The organism is Amycolatopsis sp. NPDC003676, from assembly GCF_053587275.1.
On record NZ_JBSFNS010000049.1, the window covers coordinates 32,625 to 53,193 of the forward strand.

The 20,569-nt window shown below is 70.5% G+C and carries 19 protein-coding genes; 7 read left to right on the forward strand and 12 right to left on the reverse strand.

Features of this window, described 5'->3' with window-relative positions:
- Window positions 1-491: 491 nt before the first annotated feature.
- Window positions 492-935 (reverse strand): VOC family protein, encoded by a 444-nt coding sequence (locus ACWDNU_RS26075; RefSeq protein ID WP_370936370.1) that lies wholly within the window; start codon window positions 933-935, stop codon window positions 492-494.
- A gap of 81 nt (window positions 936-1,016) precedes the next feature.
- Between ACWDNU_RS26075 and ACWDNU_RS26080 the strand changes: the two genes are divergently transcribed.
- Window positions 1,017-1,154 (forward strand): hypothetical protein, encoded by a 138-nt coding sequence (locus tag ACWDNU_RS26080; protein ID WP_449670818.1) that lies wholly within the window; start codon window positions 1,017-1,019, stop codon window positions 1,152-1,154.
- A 218-nt stretch (window positions 1,155-1,372) separates the two neighbouring features.
- Here ACWDNU_RS26080 and ACWDNU_RS26085 read toward each other — a convergent pair whose 3' ends face one another.
- Window positions 1,373-1,753 carry a helix-turn-helix transcriptional regulator gene (locus tag ACWDNU_RS26085; protein WP_449670819.1) on the reverse strand — a complete coding sequence of 127 codons (381 nt, stop codon included), beginning with the start codon at window positions 1,751-1,753 and terminating at the stop codon, window positions 1,373-1,375.
- Between the two features lie 500 nt (window positions 1,754-2,253).
- Window positions 2,254-2,997, reverse strand: a complete 744-nt coding sequence (locus tag ACWDNU_RS26090; protein ID WP_449670820.1) for a maleylpyruvate isomerase family mycothiol-dependent enzyme — start codon at window positions 2,995-2,997, stop codon at window positions 2,254-2,256.
- Between the two features lie 44 nt (window positions 2,998-3,041).
- Here ACWDNU_RS26090 and ACWDNU_RS26095 point away from each other — a divergent pair, with 44 nt between their 5' ends.
- Complete coding sequence (locus tag ACWDNU_RS26095) at window positions 3,042-3,932, forward strand: MerR family transcriptional regulator (RefSeq protein ID WP_449670821.1); 891 nt, start codon at window positions 3,042-3,044, stop codon at window positions 3,930-3,932.
- 201 nt (window positions 3,933-4,133) lie between these two features.
- Here ACWDNU_RS26095 and ACWDNU_RS26100 read toward each other — a convergent pair whose 3' ends face one another.
- From ACWDNU_RS26100 to ACWDNU_RS26125, 6 genes are all read right to left on the reverse strand, one after another.
- Complete coding sequence (locus ACWDNU_RS26100) at window positions 4,134-5,294, reverse strand: VWA domain-containing protein (RefSeq protein WP_449670822.1); 1,161 nt, start codon at window positions 5,292-5,294, stop codon at window positions 4,134-4,136.
- Window positions 5,291-7,471, reverse strand: a complete 2,181-nt coding sequence (locus ACWDNU_RS26105) for a DUF5682 family protein (protein ID WP_449670823.1) — start codon at window positions 7,469-7,471, stop codon at window positions 5,291-5,293. The genes ACWDNU_RS26100 and ACWDNU_RS26105 overlap by 4 nt, the downstream gene beginning before the upstream one ends.
- Complete coding sequence (locus ACWDNU_RS26110; protein ID WP_354745875.1) at window positions 7,468-8,553, reverse strand: ATP-binding protein; 1,086 nt, start codon at window positions 8,551-8,553, stop codon at window positions 7,468-7,470. Before ACWDNU_RS26110 ends, ACWDNU_RS26105 begins: the two co-directional genes overlap by 4 nt.
- A complete protein-coding gene (locus ACWDNU_RS26115) occupies window positions 8,550-9,992 on the reverse strand; it encodes a DUF5691 domain-containing protein (RefSeq protein ID WP_449670824.1) in 1,443 nt (480 codons plus the stop codon). The genes ACWDNU_RS26110 and ACWDNU_RS26115 overlap by 4 nt, the downstream gene beginning before the upstream one ends.
- Complete coding sequence (locus ACWDNU_RS26120; protein WP_449670825.1) at window positions 9,989-11,302, reverse strand: SWIM zinc finger family protein; 1,314 nt, start codon at window positions 11,300-11,302, stop codon at window positions 9,989-9,991. Before ACWDNU_RS26120 ends, ACWDNU_RS26115 begins: the two co-directional genes overlap by 4 nt.
- Before the next feature lie 147 nt (window positions 11,303-11,449).
- Window positions 11,450-12,607 carry an NAD-dependent epimerase/dehydratase family protein gene (locus ACWDNU_RS26125; protein ID WP_449670826.1) on the reverse strand — a complete coding sequence of 386 codons (1,158 nt, stop codon included), beginning with the start codon at window positions 12,605-12,607 and terminating at the stop codon, window positions 11,450-11,452.
- Window positions 12,608-12,795: 188 nt separating this feature from the next.
- Between ACWDNU_RS26125 and ACWDNU_RS26130 the strand changes: the two genes are divergently transcribed.
- The gene (locus ACWDNU_RS26130) at window positions 12,796-13,302 is read left to right on the forward strand and encodes a GtrA family protein (protein WP_449670827.1); all 507 of its coding nucleotides are present in this window, start codon (window positions 12,796-12,798) and stop codon (window positions 13,300-13,302) included.
- Here the strand turns inward: ACWDNU_RS26130 and ACWDNU_RS26135 are convergent.
- Entirely contained in the window at window positions 13,232-15,406 is a 2,175-nt protein-coding gene (locus ACWDNU_RS26135; protein WP_449670828.1) for a glycosyltransferase, read from the reverse strand. The genes ACWDNU_RS26130 and ACWDNU_RS26135 overlap by 71 nt on opposite strands.
- A complete protein-coding gene (locus ACWDNU_RS26140; protein ID WP_449670829.1) occupies window positions 15,403-16,347 on the reverse strand; it encodes an NAD-dependent epimerase/dehydratase family protein in 945 nt (314 codons plus the stop codon). The genes ACWDNU_RS26135 and ACWDNU_RS26140 overlap by 4 nt, the downstream gene beginning before the upstream one ends.
- 236 nt (window positions 16,348-16,583) lie before the next feature.
- Here ACWDNU_RS26140 and ACWDNU_RS26145 point away from each other — a divergent pair, with 236 nt between their 5' ends.
- Genes ACWDNU_RS26145 through ACWDNU_RS26155 form a run of 3 tightly spaced genes read left to right on the forward strand, consistent with a single transcriptional unit; the run spans window position 16,584 to window position 18,716 of the window.
- Window positions 16,584-17,027: an XRE family transcriptional regulator gene (locus ACWDNU_RS26145; RefSeq protein WP_354745888.1), complete on the forward strand. Its 444-nt coding sequence runs from the start codon at window positions 16,584-16,586 to the stop codon at window positions 17,025-17,027.
- Window positions 17,024-17,632 carry a hypothetical protein gene (locus ACWDNU_RS26150; RefSeq protein ID WP_370936382.1) on the forward strand — a complete coding sequence of 203 codons (609 nt, stop codon included), beginning with the start codon at window positions 17,024-17,026 and terminating at the stop codon, window positions 17,630-17,632. Before ACWDNU_RS26145 ends, ACWDNU_RS26150 begins: the two co-directional genes overlap by 4 nt.
- 7 nt (window positions 17,633-17,639) lie before the next feature.
- Window positions 17,640-18,716, forward strand: a complete 1,077-nt coding sequence (locus ACWDNU_RS26155) for an MAB_1171c family putative transporter (protein ID WP_449670830.1) — start codon at window positions 17,640-17,642, stop codon at window positions 18,714-18,716.
- Here the strand turns inward: ACWDNU_RS26155 and ACWDNU_RS26160 are convergent.
- Complete coding sequence (locus ACWDNU_RS26160) at window positions 18,658-19,179, reverse strand: 2'-5' RNA ligase family protein (RefSeq protein WP_449670831.1); 522 nt, start codon at window positions 19,177-19,179, stop codon at window positions 18,658-18,660. The genes ACWDNU_RS26155 and ACWDNU_RS26160 overlap by 59 nt on opposite strands.
- A 455-nt stretch (window positions 19,180-19,634) precedes the next feature.
- Here ACWDNU_RS26160 and ACWDNU_RS26165 point away from each other — a divergent pair, with 455 nt between their 5' ends.
- Complete coding sequence (locus ACWDNU_RS26165) at window positions 19,635-20,435, forward strand: alpha/beta fold hydrolase (protein WP_449670832.1); 801 nt, start codon at window positions 19,635-19,637, stop codon at window positions 20,433-20,435.
- The last annotated feature ends 134 nt before the right edge of the window (window positions 20,436-20,569 follow it).

Genomic DNA, 20,569 nt, shown 5'->3' on the forward strand with positions numbered 1-20,569 from the left:
GGGGTGCGCGGCGGTGGTGTGGAGGTCCTTTTCGGCCTGGTCTGTTGGGCGTTGCTGAGCTGCTCGGCTTTCGTGATTCTGCGGGGATGCGCGGCGGTGGTGCGGAGGTCCTTTTCGGCCTGGTCTGTTGGGCGTTGCTGAGCTGCTCGATTTTCGTGATTCTGCGGGGATGCGCGGCGGTGGTGCCGAGGTCTTTCCGGCCCAGCCTGCTCGGCGCCGCTGATGGCCTGGCGGGGGAGTGCCGCGATGGCGCCGAGCTCTGCTGTTCTTGCTTCCGTTGGCTTTTCCGGCGATGTGGAGGGGAGCCGCGGAGGCCTTGCCGAGATCGTTCCGGGCTGGTCTGCTCGGCGCTTCTGACGACCGGGCGAGCGAAGCACCGCGACGGTGCCGAATTCCCGGCCCCGCCCCCGCTCGGCATTTCGCGATGACCTGCCGAGGGAGCCGCCGCGGTCCCGCTGAAATTCTGCCGGTCCGGCCGCGGCACCGGTCCGTCAACAGCTCCAATCTTTGTCCAGATCGAGGTTTTCCCGGCGCTGGGTGAAGGAGAACCAGTTGCCGGAATCGTCGCGGAAGATGGCCTCAGTGCCGTAGGGACGTTCTTGCGGCTCCTGCACGAACTCGACGCCGCGCGCCTTCAGGGCTTTGTAGTCGGCGTGGATGTCGTCGGTCCCGAAAACCCCGGCTCCCAGCACTCCCTTCGCGACGAGTTTCTTCAGCGCTTCGGCCGATTCCGGGTCGAGCGCCGGCGCGCCCGGGACCATCAGCGTGATCTCCAGGTCAGGCTGGTCCTTGGCCCCGACGGTCAGCCAGCGCATCCCGCCGTCGCCCATTGTCATGTCGGTGCGGACTTCCAGGCCGAGCTTCCCGGTGTAGAACTCCTTGGCCCGGTCATGGTCGAGGACCCAGACGTTGGCGATGGACAGGCCCTTGATCACAGCTGACTCCTTGTGTCCGGCAGGCGCTGTTCGCCCGCTCTCTGTGATCAACCGTAGTTACTGCCGGGGCCGCTCGGCTTCTTGAAAATTGCGGTCCTTGGCCGGGCGTCGCGGCTACGTACCGGTGCCACGGTGCTGCGGATCAACGACGAGCCGGACCTGGGGCACTACGCCGCCGCCATGCAGGACCCGGAGGGCGACGAATTCGACATCGTCTGAGTGGCGTCTCGGCAGTGCCGGTCACCCCCTTGCTTCACGGCCGCGCCCAACGTCGGCGGTGATCCGCGCGAACAAGGCCTGTTTCCTTGGCCGGCAACGGCTTCGTCACCGCACATCCACGAGATCGGCCCGCGGCGGGATCCGAGGTCAGTCGAGGCGCGGTCCTTGCTCGGCGACGGCTCCAGGACGTCCGTGAGATCGACGCGCCAGGGACTTCGTCACTCAGGACCCGGTTTGGATCTCTGAGTCAGTCCCTTGAACCCGCCGTGCCACAGAAGCGCGTAACACCCGGGGACGAGGGCTGAGCCCTGGCTGACATGTCGGGCACGGTATTCGCTCGGGGTCAGGCCGGTGTGTTTCTTGAAGCTCGCGGAGAACGATCCGAGGCTGCTGAACCCGACCAGCGCGCAGATTTCGGTGACGGACAGGTCGGCGGTCCGCAGCAAATCCTCCGCGCGTTCGATCCGGCGGCGGCTCAGATACTGTCCGGGTGTCTGCCCGTACACGGCGCGGAAAAGGCGCACGAAGTGGTAACGCGAGTACCCGGCGTGCGCGGCGATCGCGCCCAGGTCGAGGGGTTCGGCCCAGCCGCGGTCCATGGCGTCCTTGGCCCAGACGCAGCTGCCGCAGCTGCGAAAGCGGGACCGCGGGCACCGGGCCGGGGGTGGTTCCCATTTCCCGATGGTGACACAGCCGCCGGGGCAGCGGTCTCGGACTGGCTGGGACGGCGGGCCTGCCCGTGTGCGTCGGCGGTGACGTCTGCGCCACCGACGCTGTCTCGGGCTCGCCGGGAGTCCGAGACCGCCAGTGTTGGCCAAGACTTGTGCCGTGTCAGCGGTTCCGGGCTAGTGGGGAGTCCGAGGCCGCCGGCGTTGGCTAAGACTTGTGCCGCGTTAGCGGTTCCGGGCCCACGGGGGAGTCCGAGGCCGCCAACGTTGGCCAAGACTTGTGCCACGCCAGCGGCTCCGGGCTCGCCGGACAGTCGAGGGCGCCCATGGTGTGTCCGGCGGTCTTCGCCGTCCGTCCCGCCTGCCTTGCTCCGTCTCCTGGGCTCCTGAGCCAGGCATCGAGCACGTCGGCTTCCGAACCGCCGGAGCCCTCACGCCGCTGTGTGCGCCAGCCAGTGGTCGGCAAGGTTGCGGTCGCCGGTGATCGTGACCTGGCCGGGTGGCAGCCGTCGGGTGAGCACGAGCAGGAGATCTCCGGCGGAACCCGTCAGGGTCACGTCCGCGGTGTCCGTGGCCCGCGTCCACCGCGCACCGCCGGGGGTGCGGGTGATGAGCCAGCCCACTCCGGCGCCGGGGCGGAGCTGGAGCGTTTGGCCGGTGCCGCGCAGCGCCGCGAAAGCTGGTCTCAGCGTCGCCATGACCGGGTGGGACAGCATTTCCAGCCACTCGCTGATCGCGTCGTCCGCGAGGTCCGGAGCGACCTCGAACGCGGTTCCGGTGGCAAGGGCCGCGTCCGCGTGGTGCACCGTCGTGTCGTGGAGCATGCGGCGCAGCCAGAACGTCGCCGGTCGCGGGCCGAAGAATGTCCACACTGGACTGTCGGCGGCGGCGAGCACCGCGGCGGCGAGTTCCGCGGCTCCCGCGTGCAGCCAGCCGGACCACTCGCCGGGCGCGCCGAGGTCCGCTTCGAACGGGTCCGGCACCGGGGCCGGGCCTGACCGGATCAGGCCCGCCGCCCAGCGGTGCGCCTGCCCGACGTGCCCGGCCAGCACCCGCAGCGGCCACTCCGGGCAGGTGGGCACCGGAGTCTCCGGATCCGCGCCGGCCACCGCCTTCGCGAACCCGGCGGTATGGTCGTGCAAGCCCTGGACAAATCGTGCGGTATCGAGATCCATGGCCGTACCGTAGGAACTCCACCCGGCTGGAGGTTCCATCGGAAGTGACCGGCGACACACTCGGAATCGGCGACCTGGCGCGGCGCACCGGCGTGCCCGTCCGCACGATCCGCTTCTACTGCGACGAAGGACTGCTGACCTCGGCACGCAGCGCCGGCGGGCACCGCCGGTTCGACCCGGCGCAGGTGCACCGCCTGAACCTGGTGCGGCGGATGCGCGGACTCGGGCTGAGCCTGAATTCGATCGCGGACGTCCTCGCCGGAGAGCGCTCCCTCGTCGAGGCAGCGGCCGCCGAGCGCGCCGCGCTCGACCGCGAGGTGACGACGCTGGCCTGGCGGCGCGCAGCTCTCCGCGCCGTCGAAGAGGCACCGCCTGCCGACCGAGCTGCTCGGCTCGAGCTGCTGTACGCCGTGACAGATGGCTCCGCCGGGCACGAGGCCCTCGTCCGCCTCTGGCACCCGATGGTCACCGGCACGGTTACGCCGGACACGGCCGACATGTTCCTCGCCGTGAGTGCGCCGCAGCCCCCTGAGCTGCCGACTCCGGCGCAGGTCGTCGCGTACGCCGAGCTAGTGCTGCTCGCCGCCGACCGAGCGTTCGCCGCCCGGCTGCGGACCAGCACGCTGGTCACTCGCCTCGGCGCTCTCCACGACGGCGTCGGCGCGGCGTGCGAGCTGGCGTCCCCGCAGGTGGCGGCGGGAGCACGACCGGAACCGGGGCCTGCGCTCGATCTGTTCGCCGCAGCCCACGCCGCCGCGTCCGGCACCGGCGACACCCCGGAGTTCCGGGGCGTGCTGCGGCGGCGCACGGCCGCCGACCGGCATCCGCAGGTACGCCGCTACTGGCATGTCGCGGGGGAGATCACCGGTGAAGCCGTGCCGGTCGGAGTCGCGCACACCTGGCTGCTGGACGCACTGGATCGCTCGGCCGGCTGAGACTTTCCGGGCAGCGGGCGCGTCTGGTGTCCACTTCACCGCAAGGCAGGAAGGGCGCCCACCAGTCAAGCGACAACAGCGCGACGGAACTGTCCGCGGAAGGCGAACCTTGTGCCGCAGGATGTCGCGCGCGCCGAGACCCTCGGTATTCGCCTGTCAGCCCGCGCCTGGGTCCCTGCGCACTCAGCGTGGCGTTCCGGGTTATTGCGCGGTCGCCGCGGCCGCCCAGCGGCTCAAGTCCTCCCTTCGGAGCGCGGCTGCCATCAGGTCCGGGAAAAGGTCCGGCGTGCAGGCGAAAGCGGGAACCCCCAGCTCAGTGAGCGCGGCCGCGTTCTCGTGGTCGTAGAACGGCGCTCCGGAGTCCGACAGCGCCAGCAGCGTGACCACCTGCACCCCGGAACCGACCAGGTCCGCGACCCGGCGCAGCAGGTCGTCGCGCACTCCGCCTTCGTACAGGTCGCTGATCAGCACCAGGAGTGTCTGTTCCGGGCGCTCGACCAGTCCTTGGCAGTACGCCAACGCGCGGTTGATGTCGGTGCCGCCGCCCAGCTGGGTGCCGAACAGAACGTCGACGGGGTCGTCCAGATGGTCGGAGAGGTCGGCGACCGCGGTGTCGAAGGCGACGAATTTCGTGCTCAGCGCGCGCATCGAGGCCAGGGCCGCGCCGAAGACGCCGGAGTACACCACGGATTCTGCCATCGAACCGGACTGGTCGACAGCCAGGATCACGTCGCGCCGGACGCTTTGTTCTCGGCGGCCGAAGCCGAAAAGCTGTTCGGGCACAATGGTTTTCAGGTCGGGAGAATAGTGTTTCAGGTTCCGGCGGACGGTGCGGTTCCAGTCGATGTCCGCGCCTCGGGGGCGCTGGGTGCGGGCCGCGCGGTCCAGGGCACCGCGTATCGCCGCGCGGGTGCGTTCGGCCAGGCGTTCCTCCAACTCCGTGACGACCTTGCGCACGACAACCCGGGCGGTTTCCTTTGTCTCCTCCGGCAAAACATTGTTGAGGGACAACAGGGTGCCGACTAGGTGGACATCCGGTTCGACGGCGCTCAGCAGCTCCGGTTCCAGCAGCATCCGGGTGATGCCGAGCCGGTCCACGGCGTCGCGTTGCATGACTTGCACGACCGAGCCGGGGAAGTACTTCCGGATGTCGCCCAGCCAGCGGGCGACGCGCGGCGCGGAGGCTTGCAGACCACCGCTGCGGTCGCCGCTGCCGCGCGGGTTCTTGGGGCGCTCGTCGTAGAGGGCGGCCAGTACGTTGTCGACACCGGTGTCCCCTTCGGACAGTGCGTGGCCGGTGCCGTCGGAGTCGCCGCCCAGCACTAGGCGCCAGCGGCGGAGACGTTCGGGATCGGTGGTCACGGGGCGGCTCCCAGGAGGGTGGCGAAGACCGGCAGGGCTGCTGCGGCGCGGAGTTCGTCCAGGTCTTCGACCACTGTGGACTCGACCCGGCGAGCGCCGGACAGGGTTGCGGCGCGTTCGCCGATCGCGCGTTTCTCGGGACCGGCGAAGGCACCGAAAGTGCGGCGCAGCAAGGGAAGTATCTCGGTGAAGACCTCAGGCGGGATCGAGGTCAGCCAGGTGTCGACGACGCGCAGCATGCGTTCGTCGTGGACCAGCAGGAGTGCGCCGCCGGAGAAGAAGCCTTCGACGTAGGCGGCGCCGTCGGTGGGTGCGATGCCGGGGGTGAGCATCCGGCCCAGCCGGAGTTCGACCTCGGCGCCGTCTAGGAGGTCGGCGTCGTGCAGGAGGCGCACGATGCGGCCTGCCAGCAGCGGCGGCAGAGAGTCGCGAGTGGACAGCTTGGCGAGGGCGGCGAACCAGCGGTCGCGGGAGGCGTCGCCCAGGAGGTCGGTGGCTTCGTGGACGTCGTCGACCAGTTCGCAGAACTGTGCGGCGGCCTCCTCGTCGATGCCGTGGACCGCGGGCGGGAGCCCGGCGCAGACCCGAATGAGGATCCGGTCGGCGACTTCTCGAAGCCGTCCGGTGTCGGTGCCGCGGACGTCGCCGTAGCGGGTCGCTCGCGCGAGCGGAGGCAGGGCCGTCATGAGGTGTGCGACGTCCGCGTCGGCGGCGGCGCGGGTGTCCAGTGCGGCAAGGGTTTCCGGCAGGGCGTCGCCCAGGTCGGCCAGAAGACAGCGTTCTACCGCGGCGGTGATGTCGGCGAGCGGGGGTGATTCGGCGACGGTTTCGCGCACGACCGCGGTGGCGGCGGCGGGCACCGTGGTTCCGTGCACGGCGGCCGCGACCAGGTCGACCTCGAAACCTGGTTCCCAGCACAGGGTCCAGGTCTCGCGGAAGGTGCCTTTGTTCCGCACCGAAGACAATTCCGGCTCGCCCCAGGGGATGCCGAGGATCTGCAGGCGGTGCAGCAGGCGGGAGCGGTCCAGGCCGCCGGGGGTGCGCAGGTCCAGATCGAGTTCGCGGGCTTGCGGTTCGCGTTTGAGCCGGAGCCGCCGGGCGGTGGCGATCAGGTCGGCGGCCAGCGGCGCTTGCGGAACGCTGTCGGGCACCTCGCCGAGCAGCTCGCCGACCACGAGCCGCCGGGTGACCAGGTCGGCCTGGACGTCGTCACCTCCGCACAGGACTGCGCGGGTGGCGGCGTCGACCTCGGCCAACCCCGCCGACGACCGCCCGCGCAGTGCGGCCAGCGTGTCCGCCAGCCGCACTGCTTCGATCACGTGCGCGGTGGAGACGGGCAGGTCTTCCTCGCGCAGCACTCCGGCGACGGCGGTGAGCCATCGGGTGGTGACGTCGTCGGCGGTGCTGAACAGGTGGTGATACCAGCCGGGGGAGCGGACGCCCGCGCCGTAGCCGGTGACCGACGCGAGCCTGCCGTGCGTCCACGGCACCCACGTGCACACGACCTTCCGCTTCGGAAGTCCTTTGAGGACAGCCTGGTCCTTGGACGCGGGCGGCAGCGGATCGGCCAGCGCGGGCACGTGCCAGGCCCCGCAGACCACGGCGATCCGTTCGTAGCCTTCCTTCCGCGTCTTGCGCAGCACGTTCCGCATGTACGCCTCGCGCCGCTGCTCGTGCGGATCGTCCGGCCGCTCGCCCTCGCGCAGCGCGGTCATCGCGTCGGCGATCACCTCGAACGGCGATTCCTCGCCCCGGCGGGACTCGACGAAGTCGTCCCACCAGCGTTCCGGATCGTCGTAGCCGCCCGCCGCGGCGAGTTCCGCGAGCGGGTCGGCGCGGGGTGCGGTCCGTTCCTCGCCGAGCGCGAATTGGTGTGCGGCCGGGAGATCGCAGAACTTCACCGGGACGCCGGCCGCGGCGGCGTACCGCAGCGCCTGCCATTCCGGGCTGAACACCGCGAACGGCCAGAACGCCGCGCGCGACACGTCGTCGGACGCGTACGCCAGCAACGCGACCGGCGGCCGCATGTCGTCGTCCGCGGCGAGATCGACGAGCTGGTCCGCTTCCGGCGGTCCCTCGATCAGCACCACGTCCGGTTCCAGCTCGGCGAGCCGGGCGGCCACCGCCCGCGCCGAACCGGGACCGTGGTGCCGGATCCCGAGGAGATGAGTGGTCATCCGGCGATCTCCTGGCCTGCCCGGTAGAAGTCGGCCCAGCCCTCCCGCTCGCGCACGACGGTTTCCAGGTACTCGCTCCAGATCGCGCTGTCGGCCACCGGATCCTTCACCACCGCACCGTGAATCCCGGCCGCGACGTCCTGCGCGCGCAGCACGCCGTCGCCGAAGTGCGCGGCCAGCGCGAGTCCGCCGGTGAGCACGCTGATCGCTTCCGCCGTCGAGAGCGTGCCCGACGGGGTCTTCACCGCGGTGCGGCCGTCTTCGGTGCGACCGGCGCGCAGTTCGCGGAAAACCGTGACCACGCGGCGGATTTCGGCGAGATCGGCGGCTTCGGCGGGCAGCGACAGCGCGGCGCCCAGCTGCCCGACCCGCCGCCGGACGATGTCCACCTCGGCCTCGGCGGTGTCCGGCAGCGGGAGCACCACGGTGTTGAACCGCCGGCGCAGCGCACTCGACAGTTCGTTGACGCCCTTGTCCCGGTTGTTCGCCGTGGCCACCAGCGTGAACCCGGGCCGCGCCTGGACTTCGGCGCCCAGTTCGGGGATCGGCAGCGTCTTCTCGGACAGGATGGTGATCAGCGAGTCCTGCACGTCCGCCGGGATGCGGGTGAGCTCTTCGAGCCGCGCGACCTTGCCGTCCCGCATCGCGCGCAGCACCGGGCTTTCGACCAGGGCCTGGTCGCTCGGACCCTCAGCGATGAGCCGCGCGTAGTTCCAGCCGTACCGGATCTGTTCCTCGGAGGTGCCCGCGGTGCCTTGGACGAGCAGCGTGGAGTCGCCGCTGATCGCCGCCGCGAGGTGTTCGGACACCCAGGTTTTCGCCGTGCCCGGCACACCGAGCAGCAGCAGCGCGCGGTCGGTGGCGAGGGTGGCGACCGCGACCTCGATCAGCCGCCGCGGCCCGACGTACTTGGGGCTGATCTCGGTGCCGTCGTCGAGTTTCCCGCCGAGCAGGTAGGTGACGACCGCCCACGGGGACAGCCGCCACGACGGCGGTTTCGCCCGGTCATCGGCCGCGGCGAGAGCGGCCAGTTCGCCGGCGTATTCCTGTTCGGCGTGCGGCCGGAGGACGGGGGACGTCATGCGAGCTCCTTGTGCATTTCACGGCGGAAGGACAGGGTTTCGGCGACTGCGCGCCGCCACGGGGCGGCCTCGCCGGGAAGCGGGATCTCGGCCAGCGGATGGCCGAGGCAGGCGACGGGCACGGCTTTCGCGATCAGCGCGGCCGCGTGCGCGACGAGCCGGTGGTCGCGTTGCCCGGCGACCCAGTCGAGCAGCACCGTGCCGAGCGCGGCGGGCCACGGCTGGGGCAGATCGAGGATGAGCCGGGTGAGGGCTTCGACCGGCAGCCCGCGCGTCAGCTTCGCGACCGTGGCGGCCTGCTGTTCGGGCGACAGCACGCCGATGAGCGCCGCGGTGCTGCGTCCGCCCGGTTCGGCCTCGACGAGGGCCTGCGCCCACTGCTCGTTGCGTTGCCGAAGCGCGGCGGTGGCCCAGCTTTCGCGCACCACGTTCAACGGCGGGCCCTCGACAAGCATCCCGGCCAGTTCGCCCGGACTGCCGTACTCGGCCCAGAACCGCAGGGGAGTGGCGGCGATGATCGCGCGCAGCCGGGCGGTGCCTTGCCCGGGACCGGGCGGGACACGGATGCCGTCGCGGATCAGGTCGTCGTCCGGCTCGGGCGGGGTGAATTCGAGGACGTCGGCCCGCAGCGCGCGGCTGCGCACGGTGACGCAGGCCCGCAGCCGTTCGATCATCCGCTCGCCGGACGCCGAATCGGGATACCGGCCGATCAGCCGCAACGCGATCTCGCGCACCCCGGCCGCCCGGTCGCCGAGCGCGGCTTCGACGAACGGCTCGTCCTCGTCGGTGAGATGTTCGCCGAGCAGGGTCAGGAAAGTCGCGCGGACGTCGGCTGGTTCGTTGCCCCAGGCCGCGGCGAGCGTCTCCCGCGCGCGGGCGGGTTCGGCGACGAGCACGCGTTCCAGCCAGGCCTGCCGTCGTGCGGCGGTGCCGAACTGCCAGGCGTTGTCGCTGGTGTCGTCCGCGGCGGCGACCAGGAACGCCCACTCCGGATTCCGCTCGCCGAGCCATGCCCCGACCGGCCCGGCGACGGTGGCGAGCGGTGCCCGCAGCGACACCCGGGTCCGCGCCGCGTCGGCCAGCGCGGGCAGCCGGTCGGCCGGGACGCGCAATCCCTTGCCCGCCACCGTGGTGAGCCATTCCTCGACCAGTTCCGGCCGGTTGGCCGACAGCAGGTGCCCGAGCCGCGCCCGCGCGACGGCCGGGATGAGCGGGCGGTTGTCCGCTGCCGCGGCGGGCTCGGGTTCGATGCCGGTGAGCGGTTGCTGCCCGGCCCGGCGATACCCGGTGTACGCCGCCGCGGCGACGAGCGCCTGGTCGGCGGGTTCGGTGCGTTGTTCGGCGATTTCCTTTACCCCGGGCGGTAATCCGGCAGGGTCGAGGGTTCTGCGGCGAGTGCCGAGCAGGACGGTGCCGACGAGGTCGTTCCAAGTGGTCACAGTCGCACCATCCCGTCGCGGTGCCAGCAGCTCAACGGCCGCAACCCCGCCGTCGTCCATTCCGCGGCCACCGTCACCGGTTGCTCCGCCGCGAGGGCCAGCAGCGGCCAAGGATCCACCGTGGGCGTCAACGGCAGCGCCGCACCGTCTACATCGGACAGTGCCCAGCTGTCCCCGTGCCGCGCTGGGCGGAGATCGGACAGCAGCACCGGCCACCGGTCCAGCCAAGGATCAGCCGCGAGCGCGGCAGCATGGTCGGCGAGCGCCGAAGCACAAGTGCCGCCAACCGGACCGCTCACCGGGACTGCGGGCTCCTCTCGATGGTCGAACACCGCCCGCAGCGGCACCGCGCCCGGGTGGAACACCAGCTCCCCGGCGACCTCGAACCCGGGCGGCAGCGAACTGTCCAGCGGACGCCCGGGCGGCGCGAACGACAGCACCAGCGCATCCCGGCCGCTGCGTTTGCCCCGCAGCCACGTGCGCCTGCTGCGCAGCGAGTCCTGTTCCTCGTCGATCGCGCCGGTGACCAGCCATTGGTCCGGCACGCGTTCGCCGGACTCCAGCACCTGCGCGTTGCCTACCGAAAACCCGAGCCGGGTCCGGACCGTGTCGGCGAGCCCGGCAGGCAGCGATTCCAGCCGATTAGCCGCGTCCGCGAGCACGTACACCAGCGACAACTCGGCCAGCAGCCGATCCGGCCAGTCCCGGCCGCGGCCGACCAGCGCGGCGGCCCGGCGCAGGCCGTTCGCCAGCCCGGGAGCTTGCGCGTCGACCATGCGCGACGCGACCGTGTACAGCTCGTCGGCGCCGCCGCGTTCGAACGTCGCGAACCCGGCGGACACCCGATCGGCGAGCCATCCGCGCAGCTCAGCGGCCCCGGCGGTGACGCGCGCGAGCCGCTCCTGCGCCCGCTTGGCCGCCGCCTCGAGATCCTTCGGCGCGTCCGTCTTCTTCTCGGCCCGCTCCGCTCGCGCGGCCCGTTCGTCGAGCCATTGGTGCACCCATCCGGGCTCCTCCGCGCGGGGGAGTTGTCCCTCCGACCAGAGCAACAGCAACCCTAGCGCGTGCTTGCACGGGAACTTCCGGCTCGGGCAGGTGCACCGGAACGCGGGCCCGGCCGTTTCCACCGTCGTCTGGTACGGCCGCTTCCCGCTGCCCTGGCACGCGCCCCAGACGGCACGGCCCGACGCGCCCGCGTCCGACCACTTCGCCGGCGCCGCCTGCCTGCGCCCGGCTTTCGCCGACGCGGCGTCCGGCGCGAGTTCGAGCACCCGCTCCGGGCTCCACCGCGCCGCTGCTTCGTCCCCCACGTTTTCCTTGCCGCTCTCCCGGTTCCGACCCCTCGAGGGGCTGACCCGAAGAGCATCCCACCCGCCACCGACAATTTCCGCGACGGCGGCGGAACGAGGCGGCGCGCGGGACTTCCCGGCGCGAGACCAGAACGGCCCAGCCCGAGGTCAGGACGCTTCGACCGCCCCGCGCCAGCGCACCGTCGGACGCAGCCGCTCGTCGTTCACCCGGTGCTTGTTCGCCCCCACGATGTCGAACATCGACTCGATCAGCGTGTCCGACAGCAGGTGCGGCTCCAGCCCCAGCCCGACCAGCCCGGTGTGCTTGACGTTGTAGTAGTGCTCGGGCTGCTCGACCCGCGGGTTGTCCAGGTTCTCGATCTGCACCGGCCCGGGGAAGCGGTCGGCGACGAGTTCGGCGATCTCCCGCACCGACATGCTCTCGGTCATCTGGTTGAACACGCGGAACTCGCCCCGCTCGGCCGGATTCTCCACGGCGAGCCGGATGCATTCGACGGTGTCGCGGATGTCGATCAGCCCGCGCGTCTGCCCGCCCTTGCCGTACACCGTGAGCGGCTGGCCGAGAACGGCCTGGATGACGAACCGGTTGAGCACCGTGCCGAACACCGCGTCGTAGTCGAACCGCGTGGCCAGCCGGGGGTCGAGCGCGGTCTGCGGCGTCTGCTGGCCGTACACGACGCCCTGGTTGAGGTCAGTCGCGCGCAGGTCCCAGATCCGGCAGGCGAACTCGATGTTGTGCGAGTCGTGGACCTTCGACAGGTGGTAGAACGAGCCTGGTTTCTTCGGGTACAGCATCCGGTCGCGGCGGCCGTTGTGCTCGACCTCGAGCCAGCCTTCCTCGATGTCGATGTTCGGGGTGCCGTACTCGCCCATCGTGCCCAGTTTGACCAGGTGGATGTCCGGGTCGAGCTCGGCGATCGCGTACAGCAGGTTCAGGTTGCCGACGACGTTGTTGTGCTGCGTGTAGACCGCGTGCTCGCGGTCGATCATCGAATACGGCGCGGACCGCTGTTCGGCGAAATGCACGATCGCGGAAGGACGGAAATCGCGCACCGCTTCGAAGAGGAATTCCGCGTCGAGCAGGTCGCCTTCGTAGCTCGCGATCCGCTTTCCGGACACCGCGTGCCACGCGTCGGTGCGGGTGCTCAGGTCTTCGATCGGGACGAGGCTCTCGGCTCCGAGCTCGACGTCGTACTGCCGCCGCGCGAAGTTGTCCAGGACAGCCACTTCGTGGCCTCTGTCGGACAGGTGGAGCGCAGTGGGCCAGCCTAGGTAACCGTCACCGCCGAGAACCAGCACTCGCATCCGGAGCACCCTTTCCTTTCGTCTTCGCGACAAGCGCGGCGTTTCGTTGTAACACGGCGCGCGGTGTCGCGTGGCAGATCCGAACCTAATCGCCGACCGCTGATGTTCGGCTGGCAGTCAGCTGTGAATCCGCTGTGGGCCGGGGGGTCGCGCGGCGGAGCCGGCGGCCCGAGGGGAGACTGGGGACTATGACGACGGTAACCAACCCGGCGAACCCCCGCACGACGGAAGAATCGCCCAAGCCGCGCCGCCGCGGCCTGGCCCGGTTCGTCCGCGCGGCCGCCAGTTCGGTCGCCGCGACCCTGCTCAGCCAGGCCGCGCTGATCGCGGTGCTCGCCGCGAACGGCGCCCCGTGGCTCGCCAGCGCGTGCGCTTTCGCGGCCGGGGCGGTGCTGAACTTCTTCCTCACCCGGCGCTGGGTGTGGGGCCGCCGCGGCCGTCCGGAAGTGGGCCGCGAGCTGCTGCCCTACGTCCTCGTCATCTCGCTCGGCGGCCTCGCCTCGGTCGGCCTCACGACGCTCGCGGGCCACCTGCTCGCACCGCTGCACCTGCCGCATTTCTGGTGGGTCGTGCTGCTCGACGCGGCGTACGTGCTCAGCTACGCGCTGGTGTTCGTCGCGAAGTTCACGATGCTCGACCGGTTCGTTTTCGACCGCGGCGCAGCACGTACCCCCGCCACCATGTCCCCGTCATGACCCGCGCGTAGTTCGCGCCGTACACGACGCTGCCGCCCTTTTTGCTCTTGCCAGCCTTGCGCAGCCGCATGCTCATCGGCCGTTCGAGCACGCGCGCGCCCTGCGCGGTCGCGCCCAGCAGCAGTTCCGACGACTGGTACTGCGGTTCGTTCAGCGGGATCGCGCACGCCAGTTCCGCGCGCAGCGAACGGAATCCGAACGACGTGTCGGTGATCCGCCGCCAGGTGAGCACCGAAGCGAGCCACGCGAACACTCGCACGCCGACCCAGCGCATCCGGCTGTCGGCCTCTTCGTGCCCCAAACGCCGTGAGCCGGTCACGAAATCCGCGGTGCCGTCCAGAAGCGGCGCGAGGAGTTCGGCCATTTCGCTGTTGTCGTACTGACCGTCGCCGTCGGTCGTCACGATGTACTTCGCGCCGTTCTCGGCCGCGAGGTGATATCCGAGGCGCAGCGCGGCGCCCTGGCCGCGGTTAGTCGGCGCGACGCAGACGTACGCGCCATGGTCTTCCGCGATGGCCGCAGTGTTGTCTGTACCGCCGTCGACGACCACCAGGACGTCTACAGACAGCCCGAGACATTCGTCCGGCATCTTCTCCAGCACCTGGCCGATGCCGTCGGCTTCGTTGTACGCGGCGATCACCACGGTCAGCTCGGACAGCTTCGCGCCGGGATGCCGGTCGTGGAAGTCCGCGATCGCGCCTTCGTCGACAGCGTCGGGATAACTGGCGAGACGACGACGGCTCGCGACAGTGAGCGTGGTGAACCCGAGCGCCCCAGCGACCGGCAACAGCACGAGCGCGGGCAGTTGGTAGCGCCAGGAAAACTCGAACACCGCGGACCCGAACAACAGGAACAACCCAGTGCCAGCAGCGAACAACGCGCCGCTGCGAGCTGGGTGGCGCGGTTTCTTCCGCCGCAGCACGGTCAACAAGCCGAGCAGCGCGAAGAATCCGAGCACCGCTCCGGGCACGAACCCGCCGTTGATCTGATAGTCGCGCAGGAACGCCGCGATCGGCTCGTTGACCTTGGGGTCCGTGCCGTCGTACTGCTGCGTGACCGCCTTGAGCGCGGCGGGATCGGCGAATTCCGGGTAGGTCAGCTGGAACTGCCACCGGTCGATCGGCACGTCGGTGGCCGCGGTGTAGCGGGTGAACTGGAAGCTCTTCGCGAAGTCGCCGAGGATCGACGTCGCGACGTCCCACCACTGCGCTTTCAGCGTGGTCATGGCGAATTCGTGTGCCAGCGCGCCTTTGTCCGCGCCGGGCGGCAGCGGACCGGGCCACGCCGGGTCGAGATCGGCGTGCGTGTAGTTGTCGACGAGCCGGTTCTCGACCGGTTCAGTGGGACAGAACGGTTGCACGGCCGGTTCGAGCTGGAGTTTCGCGCAGTCCGCGACAGCGGCGGTGCGGCCGTACAGCATGCTGCCGGACGGCCCGCTCAACCCCCATTTTCCGGTCTCTGCCTTGACTTGCGCCGCGTACGGCACCACCACGACGAGGATCGCGAGCAGCCCGATCCCAGCGTTGCGCCAGCCGCGCCACGAACGCCAAGCGCTGCCCGCGGCGAGGAGGTACAGCAGGAACGGAGCGGCGATCGTGATGCCGATCAGCCGCACCAGCACGCCGAATCCGACCACCAGCCCGGCCAGCGCGATCCGCCGCCAGTTCGGCTTTCCCTTGGCCAGCACCAGCCACAGCAGCCCGAACAGCAGCGCCTCGAACAGCACCTCGGCCATGATGTTCTGCTCGATCTGCACCTGGTACGCGTCGAGCAGCAGCGGCGCGGCGGCCAGCGCGCTCACCCAATTGCGCGCGCCGAGCCGCCGGGCCAGCGCGTAGATCCCGACCGCGATCGCCAGCCCGGCCAGGTGCTGCAAGGCGGCGACGAACGACAGCCCGCCGACCGCGAGCAACGGCTTCAGCAGCAGGTCGTAGCCGACCGGGTTGATCCCGTCGGCGCGCAGGCCGTGCAGATTGTCCAGGTACCGGAAGGAATCGATGTACAGCAGCGCCGGCTGGTACGCGAGCCAGGACAGCACCCGCAGCGTGGTCCCCGCGGCGAGGAGCACCAGCAGCAACGCGTGCCGGCGGAGGAATCCGGTCACGGCGCCTCGGCCCGGTCCAGGCCGGAGAAGTACTTCCAGGCGGTGGCGAGACCGTCGGCGAGGGCGATTTCCGGCTGGTAGCCGATGGTTTCCGCGCTCGCCGACACGTCCACGACCACCGCGGGCATCTCTCCGGCGGGCGCGGGCACGTGCTCGATCGGCAGCTCGGCCCCGGTCACCGCGCGCACGGTCTCGACCATTTCCAGCACTGACACCGAATGTCCGGCACCGACGATCGCGCGGCCGGTGTAGCCGCTCTCGTACGCGAGCGCGATGGCGCGTACGACGTCGTCGACATGCACGAGGTCGCGACGCTGCTCGCCGGTGCCGTATACACGCACGCCTTCATTATTCAGCGCCGCGCGCATCATGCGTGGGACGAAGCTGTCTTTGTGCGACATGCCTGGCCCGTACACGTTGGTGAAGCGCAACGCGCACGTCGTCATTCCGTACGCGCCCGCGTAGCCCGACAGCAGCATCTCGCAGGCCGCTTTCGTGGCACCGTACGGCGTAAGCGGCTTCGTGGGCAGGTCGACCGTGATGGTGTTAGTGCCGACGTTGCCGATCACTGCGTTCGTCGAAGCGAGAATGAAGCGCGGTACGTCGTGTACGCGGCACAGTTCCAGAAGTTCTTGTGTCACCGCGACGTTCTCCGCGTACGTGTCGCGCGGCAGCTCTACTGACTTCAGCACGGACGTCAGCGCGGCGAGGTGCACGATCCCGCCGACGCCTGCTTCGACAGCTGCTTCGCGGGTTTCGGCAGCACGCAGATCTCCGACGACGACGCGCACTCCCTCGTCCGTCGTCTCGTAGCGCACGCGGTCGACAACAGTGACCGGATAGCCGCGCTCACGAAACTCGCGCACGACAGCGCGACCGATGAAGCCGCTGCCGCCCGTGACGACGACGGGTGTCCTTTCGGGACTGTGGGGGAGTGTCATGGCGCACAACCTACCTCCGCAGCCTGTGCGTCACTTGTGCGTCCCTCGCGCACTCGAGGCTCGGACGAGCACGGGACCGCGTGCGGTCACCCCCAGCGACCGCACGCGGAAACCCGGTGTTTAGTTTTCTAAACGATGCGCGGGGCGAGTGTAGCCGGAACGGGACGGCTGGTGTCAAGTTTTCGGGACGGTTATGCTGGAGGCTGTTACGGAGACGGAACGGTGGTGGGGGCGGCATGGCCGAGCAGGCGGAGGAGCGCAGCTTCGCGCAGCGGCTGGCGCACCTGATCGCGACTGTCCACCCGCCGGACCGCAAGCCCTACTCCTACCGCGAGATCGCCCAGGGCGTCGCCGACGTCACCGGCGTCAGCATGTCGGCCACGCACGTGCAGCAGCTGGCCGTCGGGGCCCGGCGCGACCCGAAGCGCTCGCACATCCAGGCGCTCGCGCGGTTCTTCGGCGTGCCCGTCACCTACTTCTTCGACGACGAGGTCGCCGGCCGGGTCGACGAGCAGGTCGCCGACGTCGTCGCCTGGCGCGACACCCAGGCCCGCGACCTGGCGCAGCGCGCGATGCGGCTTTCCGAGCGCGACCGGCGCACCGTTTCCGCCCTGATGGACCAGCTCGACAGCTACACCGAAGGACGCGACCGCACCCGGCGCGGACGCAAGCCGGAGTGAGCCGGGCGGCTATGCTGGCGACGGCCGGAGCGCCGGGGACCCCCTGGTGCACCAGGCTGGTCCAGCCGCCGATCGCCTCGGGAGGGGACATCGACCCGACCGTGCGAGTGCGCGCCCGCGACCGGGTGCGCGACCTGCTGCGGCACGTGCCCGCGCCGCGGCCGTGGTCGATGAACGCGTGGCTCGACCGGCTGGAACGGCACCGGGGCCGCGACATCGACCTGATCGCGGTCGACTACGCGCCCGGCCAGCCCTCCGGCGCCTGGCGGCGGCACGAAGACTTCGACCTCATCGCGTACGCGGCGGGCACGTCGTCGCTGCACCAGGACCACATCATCGCCCACGAAATCGCGCATCTGCTGTGCGACCATCGCGGCGAATGCGTGCTCACCGACGCCGAAGCGGCGACAGTCGCGCCTGACCTCAGCGCGCACCTGCTGTCGCATCTGCTCACCCGCGTCACCACGAATTCCGACGAGTACGAAGCGGAGCTCATTGCCGTGTTCCTGATGAGCGCTGCCACCGAGGACGGCGCGCAGTTGCGGCCAGGCGCTTCCGGCCCGGCCGCGGACCGCGCGCGGCGCTTCGCGTCGCTGCTGGGATAGCGCGCGGATGATCGACGTTCTGTTCTTCGGGGTCGGCCTGCTCGCCCTCGCGGCCGGGATCTGGCGCGCGGCGCGAGCGCGGCGAACTGGTGCGGGCGCGGGGCTGGCGACCAGCCTGATCGCCCTCGGCGTCGCGTTGTGCTTGCTCGCCGACAGTGCGCAGGCGATCGAAAGCCAGCTGTACCCGAGCCTGGGGCGGCTGCTGTCGAACCTCGCGACGATGGTTGCTGCGTACGGCATCGAGGTCACTGTTGCGGAGATCGGTGGCGTGGCAGAGCGTCGACGGCGCGCGCGGCTCGGGGCGTTGATTGTCGCGCTTGTCGTGCTTACTGCGTCGTTCTTCGCGACGCGCGGGCTGCCGACAGGTGTCGGGCTCTTCGACGAGCTGTACCGGTCTAATCCGTCGCTGGTCGTCTACATCGTGGTGTACACGCTGTACCTGGGCTTCGCGGTGGCGGACATAGCTGTGGTGTCGGCAGGCGCGGTGCGCGCGGGCACGGGTGCGTTGCGGGCCGGGCTGGGCATCATGCTCGCGGCTTGTGTGTTCGCTTTCGCTTACCTGGTCGGGAAAATCGTCGATCTGATCAGCGATCTGACTGCCGAACATCCGGTCACGAAACTGTGCCGCGGCGCGTTTTCCACGATTCGTTGCACACTTGCGGTCGGCTTTCCTGCGGTTTCGGTGCTGCTGATCGTGGTGGGGCTGACGGTGCCGGCGTTGCCCGCGTTGGGACGGGCCGTGCGCGACGCGCGGACGCGGTCGGCGCTGCGGCCGCTTCGGGAGCACCTGGCTTCGCGGTACCCGGACGTCGTCCGCCTTGACGACGCGGCGGGGACCGGCCGGGAGCGGCTGTTGACCATGATGAGCGAGATCAACGACGGGCTGCTGCTGTCCGGCGTCGGGCCCGAGCTGTCGCCGAACGCGGCTGCGCAGGTGTTGCGCACTTCGGTCGCGGCGGTGCCGGACGAGCCCGCGGAACCCCCTGGAGAGACCGCTTTCGCCGCCGACGTGGCTCGGCTGCGGGCTATCGCGCAGGCGTTCCGAGCGGAGCCGACAGCCGGAGCTGCCAACCCTGCTCCGTGAGCACGACCAGGTGCAGCGCGTCCGTCTGGGCGGTGATCGGCAGCGCGGCGCGTGCCCGTTCGGCGACCTCGGCGCGCTGGTCGTCGGTGCCGCCGAGAGCGATCGTGAGATGCGCCGGCGGGTGCGCGCCGAAACGGCCGCCGTACGGGGGTGCTTCGGGCCAGCGATCGCACACTGCGTCGGCGAGAGGCTGTAGCGCGGGGGCGGCCGCGGCGACGAATCCGGGCGCGGTGACCAGGTCGGTCAGCTGCACTTCTGCCGCCGGAAAGCTGGCGGCGAGCTGCCGGATGCCGGCGTCGGTCTGTTCGGTGAGCCGGTCGGCGGGCAGGAACGGGTACAACGCGGTGACGTGCGGCGGAAGGCCGGGCCGGACGAGCCCGGGATCGACGGCCGCTGCGGTTTCGAGCAGGACGGCGGCGGACGGGAGCGTGACGACGAGCGCGCTGGTTCCGGGCGTGGGCACGGCCCCGATCCTGCCGGACCGCCCCCGTCGCGCGGGAAGGGCCCCTCGCGGACCGGAAAGGAAAGGCAACCCTTTCCTTTCCGCTTCTTCCGGGGAATTCCGCTTAACCGAACCCTAAGTCTTCCCCAAGTTCGCCGTCGGCTATTCTCCGCGGTCCTACACTCGGTGGATGAAGATCGTCCTATGGACCGCATTGTGCGGATTGTGCGCCGTCGCCGGCCACGTGCTCCTGGGCGTCGTGGCGGGTTTCCTTCTACTGGCTTGTGTTCCGCGCCGTCCCGCTCAGGGGCGCCCGGTACCCGAAAGAGAATTGATCAGCTCGCGCGGCTGACTTTCCGGGGAATTCTCCCGGAATACGCGCTTCCCGCGGCCGGCGCCCCCTCCTCCCGGCCGCCGCGTCCCGGAATTGTCGGTGCCGTGCGGTACAACGGTGTCCGGCGAACAGGGAGGGAACGATGCATTACGTCGAACACGGTTCCGGCACGCCGGTGCTGGCCGTCCACGGCTGGACGCCGGACCACCGCCTGATGACCGGCTGTCTCGAGCCGGTCTTCGCGCGGCGGCCCGGATTCCGGCGGATTTACCCGGATCTGCCCGGGATGGGCGAGTCGCCCGCCGGGTCCGCGCGCGGGTCGGACGACCTCGTCGCCGCGCTGGAGGACCTGGTGGACGACCTGATCGGCGACGAGCCGTTCTTGCTGGTCGGAGAGTCGTACGGGGGTTATCTGGCGCGGGGCCTGGTGCGTGCGCGGCCCGCGCAGGTGGCCGGGCTGGCCTTGGTGTGCCCGGTCGGGCGTCCCGTGCCGGTGCTGGAGCGGGACGTGCCCGAACACGAGGTGCTGCGCGCCGATCCGGAGCTGCTGGAAAGTCTCGATCCGGAGGAGGCGGCGGAGTACGCGGACATCGCGGTGGTCCAGTCCGCGGAGACGCTGGCGCGGTTCCGGGCGGACGTCGCGCCCGGGCTGGCGGCCGCCGACCGGAGCGCGCTGCAGCGGATGCTGGCGGGCTGGCCGTTGTCGGCCGATCCGGAAAGCGGTCCGGCGTACCGGAAACCGGCGCTGATCGTGTGCGGGCGGCAGGACTCGTCCACGGGATTCGCGGAGCCGTACGGGTTGCTGGGGCACTATCCGCGGGCGAGTTACGCGGTGCTCGACCGGGCGGGGCACAACCTGCAGTTCGAGCAGCCGGCGTTGTTCGAGGCGCTGGTGGAGGAATGGCTGGACCGGGTCGTGGAGGGGAGTGGTGCGGTGGAGTGAGGCCGGTGGGGTGAGGTCGGTGGTGGTCGTGCTTGCGGCGGTGGGGTGAGGTCGGTGGTGGTCGTGCTTGCGGCGGTGGGGTGAGGTCGGTGGTGGTCGTGCTCGCGGCGGTGGGGTGAGGTCGGTGGTGGTCG